Raw genomic sequence first — 13,930 nt, 5'->3', positions numbered from 1 at the left:
GTATGTCCGAACCCCTCCAGCAGGCCGACATCGACCGGGAGATCGCCGAGTACGGCGGGCAGGCCTCCACCCCCTCCGGTCATCCCGCCCGCGACTACGCCCCCTACCGCAGCACCCTCCTGCGCCACCCCAAGCAGCCGCTCGTCGCCGTCAAGGACCCCGAGGCTGTGGAGCTGTCGGGGCCCGTGTTCGGGGCAACCGACGTGACGCCCCAGGACAACGACCTCACCAGGCAGCACCTCGGCGAGCCGCTGGGCGAGCGGATCACCGTGCGGGGCCGGGTGCTCGACCGGTCGGGACGGCCCGTACGCGGCCAGCTCGTCGAGATCTGGCAGGCCAACGCGTCGGGACGCTACCTGCACCAGCGCGACGACCACCCGGCGCCGCTCGACCCGAACTTCACCGGCGTGGGCCGCTGCCTGACCGGTGACGACGGCGGCTACGTGTTCACCACGATCAAGCCCGGCGCGTACCCGTGGCGCAACCACCGCAACGCCTGGCGGCCGGCGCACATCCACTTCTCGCTGTTCGGCAGCGCGTTCACGCAGCGGCTGGTCACCCAGATGTACTTCCCTGGCGACCCGCTGTTCCCGTACGACCCGATCCTGCAGTCCGTCACCGACGCGAGCGCCCGGCAGCGGCTCGTCGCCGACTACGTGCACGACCTGTCCGAGCCGGAGTTCTCGCTCGGCTATCGATGGGACATCGTGCTCGACGGCCCCGCCGCGACCTGGATGGAGGAAGGCCGGTGAACCCCACCCCCTCACAGACCGTCGGCCCGTTCTACGGGTACGCCCTGCCCTTCCCCGGCGGCGGCGACATCGCGACCGGCGGCATCGCCGTCCACGGATACGTCTACGACGGCGCCGGCGACCCGGTGCCCGACGCGCTGCTGGAGTTCTGGCAGGCCGGCGAGGACGGGCAGGTGCGCGGCGCGCCCGGCACACTGCGCCGCGACCCCACCACCGGGGCCGTGCTCGGCAGGGACGGCGTCGTCTTCACCGGCTTCGGCCGCGTCGCCACCGACCTCGACGGCCACTGGGCGCTGCGTACCGTACGGCCGGGAAACGGGTACATCAGCGTGTGCGTGTTCGCCCGCGGCCTGCTGCACCACCTCTACACCCGCATCTACCTCGGGCAGGACCCTTTCCTCGACTCCGTGCCCGCGGAGCGGCGGCACACGCTGCTGGCCGAGCAGGAGCGGGACGGGGTCTTCCGGTTCGACGTCCATCTGCAGGGCGAGAAGGAGACGGTCTTCCTTGACTTCGGCTGATCCCGCTGACCTCGGCCTGCTGTCCCCGATGCGGGGCGCGGCCGAGACCACCGGGGACGCCGCCGTGCTCCAGGCGATGCTGGACGCCGAGGCCGCGCTGACCCGCGCCCAGGCGGCGCTCGGCCTCGCGCCCGCCGCGGCCGCCGAGGCCGTCACGGCCGCCTGCCGCGCCGACGCCTTCGACCTGCCGGACCTGGTCGTACGCGCCAGGTCCGGGGGCAACCCCGTCATCCCGCTCGTCGCCGACCTGCGGCGGGCGGCCGGGCCGCACAGCCCGTACGTGCACCGGGGCGCCACCAGCCAGGACATCCTCGACACCGCCCTGATGCTGGTCGCCCACCGCACCCTGGGTCCCGTGCTCGCCGAGCTGGACACGGTGATCGGCCGCCTGTCCACGCTGGCCGCCGACCACCGCGCCACCCCGATGGCCGCGCGGACCCTCACCCAGCAGGCGGTCCCGACGACGTTCGGCCTCAAGGCGGCGGGCTGGCTGACCCTGGTCACGGACGCTTCTGTCCGCCTCACAGCGGCCCGCCAGGCCCTCCCCGCCCAGCTGGGCGCCGCCGCCGGCACCCTCGCCGCCTTCGACACCGACGCTCAGCAGCCAGGCGGGGGACCGGAGCCCGGGTCGCCGGAGTCCGGCGCGCGGCCGGTGGCGTTGGAACTGCCGGCGCGGTTCGCGGCCGAGCTGGGGCTGGCCGTGCCGGTGTTGCCGTGGCACGTGCTGCGGACGCCGGTGGCCGACCTCGCGGGGGCGCTGGCGTTCACGGCGGGGGCGCTCGGGAAGGTGGCGGCCGACGTGCTGGTGCTGTCGCGTACCGAGATCGGCGAGGTGACCGAGGGCGTCGGCGGCGGGTCGTCGTCCATGCCGCACAAGCACAACCCGGTGCGGGCCACGATGATCGCCGCCGCCGCCCGCCAGGTGCCCCCGCTGGCCGCCACCCTGTACGCCGCACTCGCCGCCGAGGACGAACGCCCCTCGGGCGCCTGGCACGCCGAGTGGCAGCCGCTGCGCGAGGCACTCCGCCTGGTCGCCGGCGCCACCAGGGACGCCGCGGAACTCGTCGCCGACCTGCGCGTCCACCCGGACCGCATGGCCGCCAACCTCTCCGTCGAAGGCACCCCGGCCCCGGCCGCCGCCCTGGTCGACCAAGCCCTCACCCACCACGAACACCGAGACAAGGCACGCCATTGATGTTGCAGCACCGTATGGACGGCCCCGAGCGGGGAGAGCCGCTCGTCCTCGCCCCCTCGCTCGGCACCTCCACCCGCTTGTGGGAGCCGCAGGTGCGGACGCTGGCCCGCACGTACCGGGTGCTCAGGTTCGACCTGCCGGGCCACGGCGGCTCCAAGCCGCTTCCGGCGAGCACGGTCGAGGAGCTGGCCGCGCTGGTGCTGGAGGTGACGGAAGCGGCGGGCATGGAGAGCTTCCACTACGCGGGCGTCTCGATCGGCGGCGCGATCGGCGCCACGCTGGCCGTCCGCCACCCCGGCCGGGTGAGGTCGCTGGCGATGGTGTGCTCGAGCGCCAGGTTCGGCGACCCGGAGGGCTGGCACGAGCGGGCCGCGCTGGTGCGGGAAGAGGGGACCGGGCCGCTGGTGGAGGGCGCGGCGGGTCGCTGGTTCGCGGGGCCGCCCGACCAGGCGCTGCTGGACGACCTCGCCGCCGCCGACCCCGCCGCCTACGCCGCCTGCTGCGAGGCCCTGGCCGGTTACGACCTGCGCGCCGAGCTGGCCCAGATCACCGTGCCGACGCTGGTGGTGGCCGGTCGTGACGACCCGGCCACACCGCCCGCGCACGCCAGGGAGCTGGCGGACGGCATCCCCGGCGCCACCCTGGTCGAGCTGCCGGGCGCCGCCCACCTGGCCCCGGCCGACCAGCCGGAGCGCGTCACCAAGGCACTGCTCGACCACCTGCCGTCGGTCCCCGGCATGCGGGTGCGCCGCGAGGTGCTCGGTGACGCGCACGTGGACCGCGCCGTCGCCCGCACCACCGACTTCACCAGGGACTTCCAGGACTTCATCACCCGCTACGCCTGGGGCGAGATCTGGACCCGCCCCGGCCTCGACCGGCGGACGCGCAGCTGCATCACCCTCACCGCGCTCGTCGCCAGGGGCCACCTGGACGAGCTGGCCATGCACGTACGCGCCGCGCTGCGCAACGGCCTGACCCCCGACGAGATCGGCGAGGTGCTGCTGCAGAGCGCCGTCTACTGCGGCGTTCCGGCCGCCAACGCCGCCTTCGCCGTCGCCCAACGCGTCCTGAACGAGGAGAAGGATTGAGCCGGGGGCGCGGGGCCGGCGGGCTGAGCCGGCGGTCCCGCGCCGCCCGAACAGATGGTCAGCGGGCCGGGGCCGGGGCGGGTGTCCGGCCGAGCTCCTCCGTCGGCACCCGGTACGTCTCCCGCGCCGTAGCCACCGCGACCGCGCTGATCGCGCACAGGATCGCGGTGAACACCCCGACCCCGGTCCACCCCTGCAGCCCGAGCCAGCCGTCGGGGGAGACAATCCCGGCGGCGGAGGCCACGGCGAACCCGGCGATGGCGAAGCCGATCTGGGTGCCGATGGCCATGCCGGACAGACGTACGCGGGTGCTGAACATCTCGCCGTACAGAGCGGGCCAGATGCCGTTCGAGGCGCTGTAGACGACGCCGAGCGTGAGGATGCCGACGAGGAACACCAGCGGATAGCTGCCCGAGTTGATGGCCGCCAGGTAGGCGAAGATCATGATCGGGCTGCCGACAGCGCCGATGAGGAACACCGGCTTGCGCCCGATCCGGTCCGACAGCCGCGCCCACAGCGGGATCGCGACGAGCGCGACGGCGTTGGCGGCCACGCCGACCCAGAGCATGGTGGCGTTGTCGAGCCCGATCTCGTCGCTCGTGGCGTAGTTGAGCGCCCAGACCGTGAAGATCGTGCTGACGGTGGCGATGAGCGCCGCGCACACCACCCGCAGCACGCTGCTCCAGTGGTCGCGGAAGAGCACGGCGAGCGGCATGCGCGGGACGGTGCCCGCGGCCACCTCCTCCTCGAACGCCGGCGTCTCCTCAAGCCGCCGCCTGATGATCCACCCGGCCACCGCCACCGCCACGCTCAGCCAGAACGGCACCCGCCAGCCCCAGGTCAGCAACTGCTCCTCGGGCAGGGCGGCGACCGGGATGAACGCGAACGTGGCCAGGATCTGCCCGAACTGGGTGCCGTTCAGGGTGAAGCTGGTGAAGTAGCCGCGCCGGTCGGCGGGGGAGTGTTCGAGGGTCATGGAGTTGGCGCTGGCCTGCTCGCCCGCCGCCGACAGCCCCTGCATGATGCGCAGCAGCACCAGCAGGACGGGCGCGGCCCCGCCGATCTGGTCGCGGGTGGGCAGGCAGCCGATGAGGAACGTCGACAGCCCCATGAGGACGAGCGTGAACACCATGATCTTCTTGCGGCCGAACCGGTCGCCGACGTGCCCCAGGAAGAACGCGCCCACCGGCCGGGCCGCGTAGGCGACGCCGAAGCTGGCCAGCGACTGGAGGGTGGCGGTCGCCGGGTCGGAGTCGTCGAAGAACACCCGGCCGAAGATCAGCGCGGCGGCGCTGCCGTAGATGAAGAAGTCGTAGTACTCGAGCGCGCTGCCGATCCAGGCGGCGATGGCGGCCTTGCGCGGCGTGCCCCTGCCGAGGGGGCTGCCTGGCGAGTTGCCTGGGGAGTTGCCTGGGGAGTTGCCTGGTGCGTTGTCGGTCACGTGAGCTCCTCGGGCTCTGGCTCCTCGGTGAGCGTGGTGGTGGCGGCCCCCGGCGCCGGTTACCCGTGTTTTACGAACTAGATAGTTAATTAATGTGGGAGCAATGCTGACGTGGCGCGCGTCACATGTCAAGGACGGCTTCCCGCGGGCGCGGGTGGTGGGTTATAACGAACTCACTAGTCCGTACGTTGCTGATCGGGGAGCGCCGCATGACCTCGTACCTGACCGGGCTGATCGGCTCGGGCATCGGTCCCTCGCTCAGCCCGCCGCTGCACGAACGCGAGGCCGCGCACCACGGCCTGCGCTACGTCTACCGGCTGCTCGACACCGACCGGCTCGGCGACGACGTCGGCGAGCTGCTGCGTACGGCCCGCCGGTTCGGCTACAACGGGCTCAACATCACCCACCCCTGCAAGCAGGCCGTCATCCCGCATCTGGACGAGCTGTCGCCCGACGCCGCCATGCTGGGCGCGGTCAACACGGTCGTCTTCGACGGCGAGCGCGCCGTCGGGCACAACACCGACTGGACGGGCTTCGCCGAGTCGTTCACCCGGGGCCTGCCGGGCGCGGCCACCCGCCACGTCGTCCAGCTCGGGGCGGGCGGCGCGGGCGCGGCGGTCGCGTATGCGCTGCTCACCCTCGGCGTGGACGTGCTGACGATCGTGGACGCCGACCCCGCCAGAGCCGCCGCGCTGGCCGACCGGCTCGCGGCCCGCCACGCCGACCGCCACGCCGACCACCACGCCGACCACCACGCCGACCACCACGCCGACCACCACAGGGTCGGCCGCGCCCGCCCAAGCGGCACCGGCGACCTGCCCGCGCTGCTCGCCGAAGCGGACGGCCTGGTGCACGCCACGCCCACCGGCATGGCGCATCACCCGGGGCTGCCGCTGCCGGCCGAGCTGCTGCGTCCCGGCCTGTGGGTGGCCGACATCGTCTACCGGCCGCTGGAGACCGAGCTGCTCAAGCGGGCCAGGGCGCTCGGCTGCCGGACCCTCGACGGCGGCGGCATGGTCGTCTTCCAGGCCGCGCACGCCTTCCGCCTGTTCACCGGGCGCACCCCCGACGCCGAACGCATGCTCGCCCACCTGACCGAACTCACCTGACCGCCCCGGCACGAGGAGAAGCCATGCGCAAGTCGATCGCCACCGTCTCGGTGAGCGGCACGCTGACGGAGAAGCTGACGGCGGTGGCGGCGGCCGGATTCGACGGGGTGGAGATCTTCGAGAACGACCTGCTCGCCTGTCCGCTCCCGCCCGAGGAGATCCGCGCCAGAGCCGCGGACCTGGGGCTCACCATCGACCTCTACCAGCCGTTCCGCGACTTCGAAGGCGTGCCGCGCGCCCGCCTGCGGGCCAACCTGGAGCGGGCCGAGCACAAGTTCCGGCTGATGCGGCGGCTCGGCGCCGACCTGCTGCTGGTCTGCTCGAACGTCTCGCCCGAGACGATCGGCGACGACGGGCTGGCCGCCGAGCACCTGCGGCTGCTCGCCGAGCGGGCCGCCGGGCACGGCATCCGCGTCGCGTACGAGGCGCTGGCCTGGGGCCGGCACGTCAACGAGTACCTGCACGCCTGGAACATCGTCCGCCAGGCCGACCACCCCAACCTGGGCACCTGCCTGGACAGCTTCCACATCCTGTCGCGCGGCTCCGACCCGCTCGGCATCGAGGCCATCCCCGGCGAGAAGATCTTCTTCCTGCAGCTCGCCGACGCGCCGCTGCTCGCCATGGACGTGCTCCAGTGGAGCCGCCACCACCGCTGCTTCCCAGGACAGGGCGGCTTCGACGTCGCGGGGCTGGTCAGGCACGCGCTGAACGCCGGGTACGTGGGGCCGCTGTCGCTGGAGGTGTTCAACGACCATTTCCGGCAGGCCGGCACCGGGCGGACCGCGCGCGACGGCATGCGTTCGCTCATCGCGCTGGAGAGGCAGCTTCAGGGGGTGGCGCACCCGTCCGTGCCGTCGGGGTTCGCCTTCGCGGAGCTGTCCGGCACCGGCTCGCTGAACGGCGTCCTCCCCGCCCTCGGCTTCGCCCGTACGGGCAGGCACAGGGGCAAGCCGGTCGAGCTGTGGTCCCAGGGCGCGGCCCGCCTGCTGGTCAACGCCACCGGCACAGGGCCGGAGCCGGCCGGCGCGGTGAGTCCGGGGCCGGTCGTTGGGGCGGCTGCGAGTGCGGGACCGGCTCACGCGGCCGGCGCGGGTCCCGGGCTGGTGGCGATCGGGCTCGACAACCCCGACCCCGGACGGGCCGTCGCGCACGCCGAGTCGCTGCTGTCGCCCGTACTGCCGCGCGAGCGCGCCCCGCAGGACGCGCCACTGCACGCCGTCGCCGCGCCCGACGGCACGGAGATCTTCTTCTGCGACGACGCCTGGCTCGCCGACTTCGCGCCCGAGGGGACCGGCGGCACGGGGGCCACGGGGGCCACGGGGATCACCCACATCGACCACGTGGCGCTGGCCCAGCCGCCGCACTACTTCGACGAGGCCGCGCTGTTCTACCGGGGCGTGCTCGGGCTGCAGCCGCAGGAGAGCCTGGAGGTGCCCGACCCGTACGGGCTGGTGCGCAGCCGCGCGATGTCCACTCCGCCGATGTCCACTCCGCCGGGGTCCACTCCGCCGGGGTCCACCCCGCAGGAGCCCGGGGTACGCATGGTGCTCAACCTGGCCCAGGTCGGCGCCGGCCAGCCGCCACCCCAGCACGTGGCGCTGGCCGGCGCTGACGTGCTCGCCGTGGCCCGCAGACTGCGCGCCGAGCACCCCGAGCTGCTGCTGCCGATCCCCGCCAACTACTACGACGACCTGGAGGCCCGCCACGACGTGCCGCCGGAGCTGCGGGAGCTGGGCGTCCTGTACGACCGCGACCCGAACGGCGGCGCGTTCCTGCACCTCTACACGGTCACCGTAGGCCGGGTGTTCTTCGAGATCGTCCAGCGGATCGACGGCTACGCAGGCTACGGCGCGGTCAACGCCCCCATCCGCCTCGCCGCCCAGCACCACGGAAGCCGGACAGAGCCGCCTATGATGAGCGAATGACCTCGACCCCCGCCACCGCCGAGCGCCGGCGGGACGCCGACCGCACGCGGGCGGAGATCCTCGACGTCGCCCAGCGCGAGTTCGCCCGCTACGGCTACGCCGGGGCCAGGGTCGACGAGATCGCGGCCCGCATGCGCACCACCAAGCGCATGATCTACTACTACTTCGGCAGCAAGGAACGGCTCTACATCGCCGTCCTGGAGAAGGCGTACGCCGAGGTGCGGGCGGTCGAGCGCACGGTCGACGTCGAGCACCTGGCGCCCGTCGAGGCCATCCGCACGCTGGCGGAGCTGACGTTCGACCACCACGACGCCCACCGCGACTTCATCAAGCTCGTCGCGATCGAGAACATCCACCAGGCCGAGCACATCCGCAAGTCGGAGGCGCTGGCCGGCCTGGGCGCGCCGGTGCTCGACCTCATCACCCGCATCCTGGAGGCGGGGCGGGCCTCCGGCGACTTCGTCACCGAGGCCGACGCCATCGACGTGCACATGATGATCAGCGCGTTCTGCTTCTTCAGGGTGGCCAACCAGCACACGTTCGGTGCGCTGTTCGGGCGCGACATGACCGCGCCCGGGCATCGCGACCGGCTGCGGCGGATGGTCGGCGAGATGACGGTCGGCTACCTGTGCGGCTCAGGCGCCCGCCCCTGACCCGGGCGCGGGGCCGGTGGACAGCCGGGGCACCAGGGCAGGCGTGACGGAGAAGCGCATCGCGGCCGTGCGCCCCTCGACGCGTTCGAGCAGCAGCCGGGCCGCCGTCCTGCCCATGAGCGTGCCGTCCTGGTCGACGCTGGTCAGCGAGATGTTGGCCATCGCCGCCAGCCGGGTGTTGTCGTAACCGGCCACCGAGACGTCACCGGGCACCGACAGCCCCGCCTCGTGCAGCGCCGACAGCGCGCCGAACGCCGCCTGGTCGGCGCCCGCGAAGATCGCGGTCGGCCGGGGCGAGCGGGCCAGCAGCTCGCGCGTGCCGTCGTAGCCGCCCTCCTCGGTCCAGCTCGTGGTGGCGATCGCGATCTCGCCTTCCAGCCCGTGCTCGGTCATCACCCTGCGGTACGTCTCGGCCCTGGTCAGGTGCGGCAGCGCGACCGGCTTGCCGCGGCCCGCGTTGCGCTGCGAGATGTGGCCGATGCGGCGGTGGCCCAGCTCGATGAGGTGGCGCACGACCAGCTCGGTGCCGGCGTCGTCGTCGTCGAAGACCGCGTCGTACGCCGACGAGCGCTCGTGGCGGCCGAGCACGATGAGCGGCATCTCCCCGGCCACCTCCTCCAGCCGCGACTTCGGGGTGATCGGCGCGATCATCAGGATGCCGTCGACCTGCCGGTCGATGAGCGCTTCGACGGCCCGGCTCTCGGCGGCCAGGTCGGTGCTGCCGCCCTGCACGAGGATCGCCTGGTAGCCGCTGCCGCCGAGCTGCTCGCCGACGCCGTCGAGCACGTCGGCGAAGAACGGGTTGCGCACGTGGGGGATCAGCACGCCGATCGTGAACGTGCGCCCGCGCATGGCCCGCGCCGCCGCGTGGGGCCGGTAGCCCAGCTCCTCGATGGCGGCCTTGACCCGGTCGCGCATGGCGGGGCTGGCGCCGTAGGCGTTGCGCAGGACCTTGGAGACGGCGGTGGTGGACACCTGGGCGTGGCGGGCGACGTCCGCGATCGTCACCCGGCGCCTGGGCTCGCGCTCCGGCCTGTGGCCCGCCCTGTGTCCGGCCATGTGTCCGGCCATGTGTTCCGCCTTCCCGCCCGCGTCACCGCTCGTCGGTGACGAGTGTAGGAGCCCTCGCGCACTCCGGCAGCCTGATGAGCAACGATGCCCTGGCCGCTCTGTTCAAGCCTTCGATCTGGTGCTGGAGCTGGGAACAATCGTGGACAACGTTCCCCAAGGGACGTCTTGACGCGCCGGCGCGCGGCGGTTTACGTTGGCTCGCGTCAGGGTGTTAAAACGTTTCAACAACGACCGCCTCTTCCGCGTGATCGTGGCCGGCGACGACCGCCGGGGCCATCCAGGCCTGACCAGAAGGAGCGCCTTGCTACACGTCACACCACCTGCCTTCGAGCACCACCGCGACCCGCTCGGCATCGGCGAGAGCCGCCCACGACTGTCCTGGACCACGACCACCGACGCGCCCGGCTGGACGCAGGCGGCGTACGAGATCGAGATCCGCGACGCGTCCGGCACGGCGGCCTGGCGGGTCGAGTCGGGGGAGTCGGTGCTCGTGCCCTGGCCGGGCGCGCCGCTCGGGTCGCGCGAGCGGCGCGAGGCGCGCGTCCGCGTGCACGGCGCCGACGGCTCCACCGGCGGCTGGAGCGACTGGGCGGCGGTCGAGACCGGCCTGCTGGAGGCCGCCGACTGGCAGGCGGGGGCCGCCGCGCCACCGCGCGGCCTGCTCGGCCCGCCCGACGGCCCCGCCCTGCTGCTGCGCCGCGACTTCACCCTGCGCGGCCCCGTCGCGCGCGCCCGCCTGTACGTCACCGCCCACGGCCTGTACGAGGCCGAGCTGAACGGCCGGACCGTCGGCGACGACGTGCTCGCCCCCGGCTGGAGCAGCTACGACCGGCGGCTGCGCTACCGCACCCACGACGTCACCGCCCTGCTGCGCGAGGGCCCCAACGCGATCGGCGCCACCCTGGCCGACGGCTGGTACCGCGGCCGCATCGGCTTCGGCGGCGGCAAGACCGCCATCTACGGCGACCGCATCGCGCTCATCGCCCAGCTGGAGGTCACCTACGAGGACGGCGGCACCGACCTGGTCGTCACCGACGAGCACTGGCGCTGCGCCACGGGCCCGATCACCGCCGCCGGCCTGTACGACGGCGAGCGGTACGACGCCCGCCTGCTGCCCCAGGGCTGGTCGGAGCCCGGCTTCGAAGCCGCCGCCTGGACGCCCGCCGACGTGCTCGGCCACGACCCCGCCCGGCTCGTCGCGCCGACGGGTCCGCCGGTGCGCCGGGTCGAGACGCTGAGGCCACGGCAGGTGCTGACAGGCCCGTCCGGCGAGACCATCCTCGACTTCGGCCAGAACGTCACCGGCCGGCTGCGCATCCGCGTCCAGGGTCCGGCCGGGCAGACGATCACCCTCCGCCACGCCGAGGTCCTGGAGAACGGCGCGCTCAGCCTCCGTCCACTGCGCCACGCCGCCGCCACGGACACGTACACGCTGCGCGGCGACGACGTCCCCGAGGAGTGGGAGCCCCGCTTCACCATGCACGGCTTCCGGTACGCCCAGATCGACGGCTGGCCGGGCCCGCTGCCCGAGCCCGGCGACGGCGCCGGGACCGGGGTCGAGGCCGGCGGTGGCCACGGTGCCGGGACCGGGGTCGAGGCCGCGATCGAGGCGGTCGTGTGTCATACCGATCTGCGGCCGACCGGCACGTTCCGGTGCTCTGACCCCGACCTCAACCGCCTGCACGACAACGTCGTCTGGAGCCTGCGCGGCAACTTCGTGGACGTGCCCACCGACTGCCCCCAGCGCGACGAGCGCCTCGGCTGGACCGGCGACCTCCAGGTCTTCGCGCCGACCGCCGCCTTCCTCTACGACTGCGCGGGCCCGCTGGCCTCCTGGCTCGCCGACCTCGCCGCCGAGCAGGCCAAGCTCGGCACCGTGCCGCACTACGTGCCGTGGGTGCCGCTGATGCCCGCGGAGCCCGCCGCGGCGTGGGGCGACGCCGCCGTCATCGTGCCCTGGGTGCTGTACCAGCGCTACGGCGACATCGGGCTGCTGCGCACCCAGTACGCCAGCATGAAGGCGTGGGTGGACCACATCGCAGAAAGGGCGGGCGAGAGCCACCTGTGGGACACCGGCTTCCAGTGGGGCGACTGGCTCGACCCGGCGGCGCCGCCCGACAAGCCGGGCAAGGCACGCACGGACCCCGCCCTGGTCGCCACCGCCTACCACGCCTGGACGGCCCGCCTCGTCGCCGAGACGGCCGCGCTGCTCGGCCACGACGACGACGCGGCCGACCACGCGAGGCTGGCGGGGGAGGTGCGGGCGGCGTTCGGGCGCGAATACGTCACGCCGTCGGGGCGGCTGGCCTGCGACACCCAGACCGCGCACGCCCTCGCCATCTGCTTCGACCTGCTGGAGACGCCCGAGCAGCGCGAGCGGGCCGGGCGGCGGCTGGCCGAGCTGGTCGCGGCCGACGGGCACCGCATCGGCACGGGCTTCGTGGGCACGCCGCTGGTCTGCGACGCGCTGGCAGCGGTCGGCGCGTACGGCACCGCGTACGAGCTGCTGACCCAGCGCGCATGCCCGTCATGGCTGTATCCGGTCACCATGGGCGCCACCACGATCTGGGAGCGCTGGGACAGCATGCTGCCCGACGGCAGCGTCAACCCGGGCGAGATGACCTCCTTCAACCACTACGCGCTGGGCGCGGTGGCCGACTTCCTGCACCGTACGGTCGCCGGCCTCGCCCCCGCGGCCCCCGGCTACCGGCGGCTGCGCGTCGCGCCACGTCCCGGCGGCGGGCTGACCGAGGCGGAGGCGGCGCTCGACACCCCGTACGGGACCGCCCGCGTCGCCTGGACCAGGGCCGGCGGCGAGCTGACCGTCACCGTCACCGTGCCGCCCGGCGCCACCGCCGAGCTTGACCTGCCGATCGAGGGCGGGCCCGCCGAGGTGGGGGCGGGCACGCACACCTTCACCGGCGCGCTTCAGGGCTGAGCGCGGTGCGGGCCCGGTCCTGCCGGGCCCGCCAGGCGCTTGCCGAGCCGCTGGGCGGGCGCCTCGACCAGGTGGTAGGTCAGCATGCTCAGCGGGATCAGGACGAGGAGGTAGCCGAGCAGGTCGGGGAGCACGTACAGCAGGATCGGGTGCAGCAGGTAGACGGAGAAGCTGATCACGCCTAGCCGCGCCAGCCAGGCGGGGAACGTCCGCGTGCGCAGCCGGTACGCCAGCCAGAACGTGCAGAACGCCAGCACGATCGCCGGCACCCACGCCGGGTCGTCCTTGGCGGGCAGGCCGCAGCCCAGCACCACCAGCACCGCCGTGATCGCGGCCCGCCAGGAGATCGTGCCCTGCTCGGCCCGGTACACCGCGGTGCCCGCGAACATCGTGGCCAGGATGATCACGCCCTGCCACGTGCCGCCCCTGCTGCCCAGCACCACCAGCGCCAGCCCCAGCAGCCCGCCCGCGACCGCACCCGCCGTCCGCAACCGGCCCCTGGCCAGCACCGTCACCGCGACGGCCGCGACCACCGCGAGGCCGAGCGTCGCCGCCAGGAGGTCGGCCCGCCCGCCGATCACCGACTTCGGCAGCAGCAGCCCGAGCGGCACGGCCGGCACCGCCAGCGCCACCGCGATCCCCGCCGACCGCCGCTCATGCCCCACCGCGAACAGCGCCACGCACATCAGGTAGAAGGCCATCTCGTACGACAGCGTCCAGGTGACGTTGACGACGGCCGGCAGGTTCAGGAGTTCCTGGAGCATCGTCACGTTCCCGAGCACGACCAGCGCCGCCGGCCGGTCGCCCAGGCAGTCCGGCACCGGCAGCACGCCGGCCAGCGCCAGCCCGAGCATCAGCGCGCAGGCGAGCAGCAGCAGCGGCAGCAGCCGGAAGGCCCGCCCGGTCCAGAACGCGCGCAGGTCGCCCTTGCGCTCCAGCGACGCCGGGATGATGTAGCCGCTGACCAGGAAGAACACGAACACGCCCCACGTGCCCATGTCGATGCGCCGGTCAACCTCCGCCCAGACGGCGGGGATGAACGTCCAGCCGGCGTGGTGCAGGGTGACGGCCAGCGCTGCCGGCCCCCGCAGGGCGTCCAGCCAGGCCAGCCGGGCGGGGGCCAGGAACATCTGCCGCAGTCTAGGCCATGGGTCACGAAAGGCCGTGGCGAGTCCCGTCGTGCATATTCGGTTTCGCGCACGCGTTCGATCTCTTATCTTTGCCGTGACCCGCGTCA

At 73.6% G+C, this 13,930-nt stretch carries 11 protein-coding genes; 8 read left to right on the top strand and 3 right to left on the bottom strand.

The window, feature by feature from the left end; genetic code table 11:
• The first annotated feature begins 2 nt into the window (after positions 1-2).
• From pcaH to pcaDC, 4 genes are read left to right on the top strand one after another with little or no spacing between them, the layout of a single operon-like run.
• A complete protein-coding gene (gene pcaH / locus ACFFR3_RS43940) occupies positions 3-752 on the top strand; it encodes a protocatechuate 3,4-dioxygenase subunit beta (RefSeq protein ID WP_345400212.1) in 750 nt (249 codons plus the stop codon).
• Entirely contained in the window at positions 749-1,273 is a 525-nt protein-coding gene (gene pcaG, locus ACFFR3_RS43935; RefSeq protein ID WP_345400215.1) for a protocatechuate 3,4-dioxygenase subunit alpha, read from the top strand. The genes pcaH and pcaG overlap by 4 nt, the downstream gene beginning before the upstream one ends.
• The gene (gene pcaB / locus ACFFR3_RS43930; protein WP_379485071.1) at positions 1,260-2,468 is read left to right on the top strand and encodes a 3-carboxy-cis,cis-muconate cycloisomerase; all 1,209 of its coding nucleotides are present in this window, start codon (positions 1,260-1,262) and stop codon (positions 2,466-2,468) included. The genes pcaG and pcaB overlap by 14 nt, the downstream gene beginning before the upstream one ends.
• A complete protein-coding gene (gene pcaDC / locus ACFFR3_RS43925) occupies positions 2,468-3,556 on the top strand; it encodes a bifunctional 3-oxoadipate enol-lactonase/4-carboxymuconolactone decarboxylase PcaDC (RefSeq protein ID WP_379485070.1) in 1,089 nt (362 codons plus the stop codon). The genes pcaB and pcaDC overlap by 1 nt, the downstream gene beginning before the upstream one ends.
• A 58-nt stretch (positions 3,557-3,614) precedes the next feature.
• Here the strand turns inward: pcaDC and ACFFR3_RS43920 are convergent, their stop codons facing one another.
• Positions 3,615-4,997, bottom strand: coding sequence for an MFS transporter (locus ACFFR3_RS43920; protein WP_345400221.1), 1,383 nt, complete (start codon positions 4,995-4,997; stop codon positions 3,615-3,617).
• A 209-nt stretch (positions 4,998-5,206) separates the two neighbouring features.
• On the opposite strand from ACFFR3_RS43920, the gene ACFFR3_RS43915 reads away from it, so the two are divergent.
• Genes ACFFR3_RS43915 through ACFFR3_RS43905 form a run of 3 tightly spaced genes read left to right on the top strand, consistent with a single transcriptional unit; the run spans position 5,207 to position 8,684 of the window.
• The gene (locus ACFFR3_RS43915) at positions 5,207-6,106 is read left to right on the top strand and encodes a shikimate dehydrogenase (protein WP_345400224.1); all 900 of its coding nucleotides are present in this window, start codon (positions 5,207-5,209) and stop codon (positions 6,104-6,106) included.
• A gap of 23 nt (positions 6,107-6,129) precedes the next feature.
• The gene (locus ACFFR3_RS43910; protein WP_379485069.1) at positions 6,130-8,031 is read left to right on the top strand and encodes a sugar phosphate isomerase/epimerase and 4-hydroxyphenylpyruvate domain-containing protein; all 1,902 of its coding nucleotides are present in this window, start codon (positions 6,130-6,132) and stop codon (positions 8,029-8,031) included.
• Positions 8,028-8,684, top strand: a complete 657-nt coding sequence (locus tag ACFFR3_RS43905) for a TetR/AcrR family transcriptional regulator (protein ID WP_364369522.1) — start codon at positions 8,028-8,030, stop codon at positions 8,682-8,684. Before ACFFR3_RS43910 ends, ACFFR3_RS43905 begins: the two co-directional genes overlap by 4 nt.
• On the opposite strand, the gene ACFFR3_RS43900 is transcribed toward ACFFR3_RS43905, so the two are convergent.
• Positions 8,667-9,755: a LacI family DNA-binding transcriptional regulator gene (locus ACFFR3_RS43900; protein WP_379485068.1), complete on the bottom strand. Its 1,089-nt coding sequence runs from the start codon at positions 9,753-9,755 to the stop codon at positions 8,667-8,669. The genes ACFFR3_RS43905 and ACFFR3_RS43900 overlap by 18 nt on opposite strands.
• Positions 9,756-10,056: 301 nt before the next feature.
• Between ACFFR3_RS43900 and ACFFR3_RS43895 the strand changes: the two genes are divergently transcribed.
• On the top strand, positions 10,057-12,693 hold the full coding sequence (locus ACFFR3_RS43895; protein WP_379485067.1) for a family 78 glycoside hydrolase catalytic domain: 2,637 nt from the start codon (positions 10,057-10,059) through the stop codon (positions 12,691-12,693).
• On the opposite strand, the gene ACFFR3_RS43890 is transcribed toward ACFFR3_RS43895, so the two are convergent.
• Positions 12,684-13,823 carry an acyltransferase family protein gene (locus ACFFR3_RS43890; RefSeq protein WP_379485066.1) on the bottom strand — a complete coding sequence of 380 codons (1,140 nt, stop codon included), beginning with the start codon at positions 13,821-13,823 and terminating at the stop codon, positions 12,684-12,686. The two genes, ACFFR3_RS43895 and ACFFR3_RS43890, sit on opposite strands and share 10 nt — an antisense overlap.
• Positions 13,824-13,930 lie beyond the last annotated feature (107 nt).

Source organism: Nonomuraea salmonea, assembly GCF_042428605.1.
GTDB classification, from domain to species: Bacteria; Actinomycetota; Actinomycetes; order Streptosporangiales; family Streptosporangiaceae; genus Nonomuraea; species Nonomuraea salmonea.
This window is presented reverse-complemented; position numbering and strand designations above follow the sequence as displayed.

Bases quoted from the DNA above. Each gene is read 5' to 3' on its own strand.
- pcaH (WP_345400212.1), top strand. From the start codon at position 3: ATGTCCGAACCCCTCCAGCAGGCCGACATCGACCGGGAGATCGCCGAG.
- pcaDC (WP_379485070.1), top strand. From the start codon at position 2,468: ATGTTGCAGCACCGTATGGACGGCCCCGAGCGGGGAGAGCCGCTCGTC.
- ACFFR3_RS43915 (WP_345400224.1), top strand. From the start codon at position 5,207: ATGACCTCGTACCTGACCGGGCTGATCGGCTCGGGCATCGGTCCCTCG.
- ACFFR3_RS43910 (WP_379485069.1), top strand. From the start codon at position 6,130: ATGCGCAAGTCGATCGCCACCGTCTCGGTGAGCGGCACGCTGACGGAG.
- ACFFR3_RS43905 (WP_364369522.1), top strand. From the start codon at position 8,028: ATGACCTCGACCCCCGCCACCGCCGAGCGCCGGCGGGACGCCGACCGC.
- ACFFR3_RS43900 (WP_379485068.1), bottom strand. From the start codon at position 9,755: ATGGCCGGACACATGGCCGGACACAGGGCGGGCCACAGGCCGGAGCGC.
- ACFFR3_RS43890 (WP_379485066.1), bottom strand. From the start codon at position 13,823: ATGTTCCTGGCCCCCGCCCGGCTGGCCTGGCTGGACGCCCTGCGGGGG.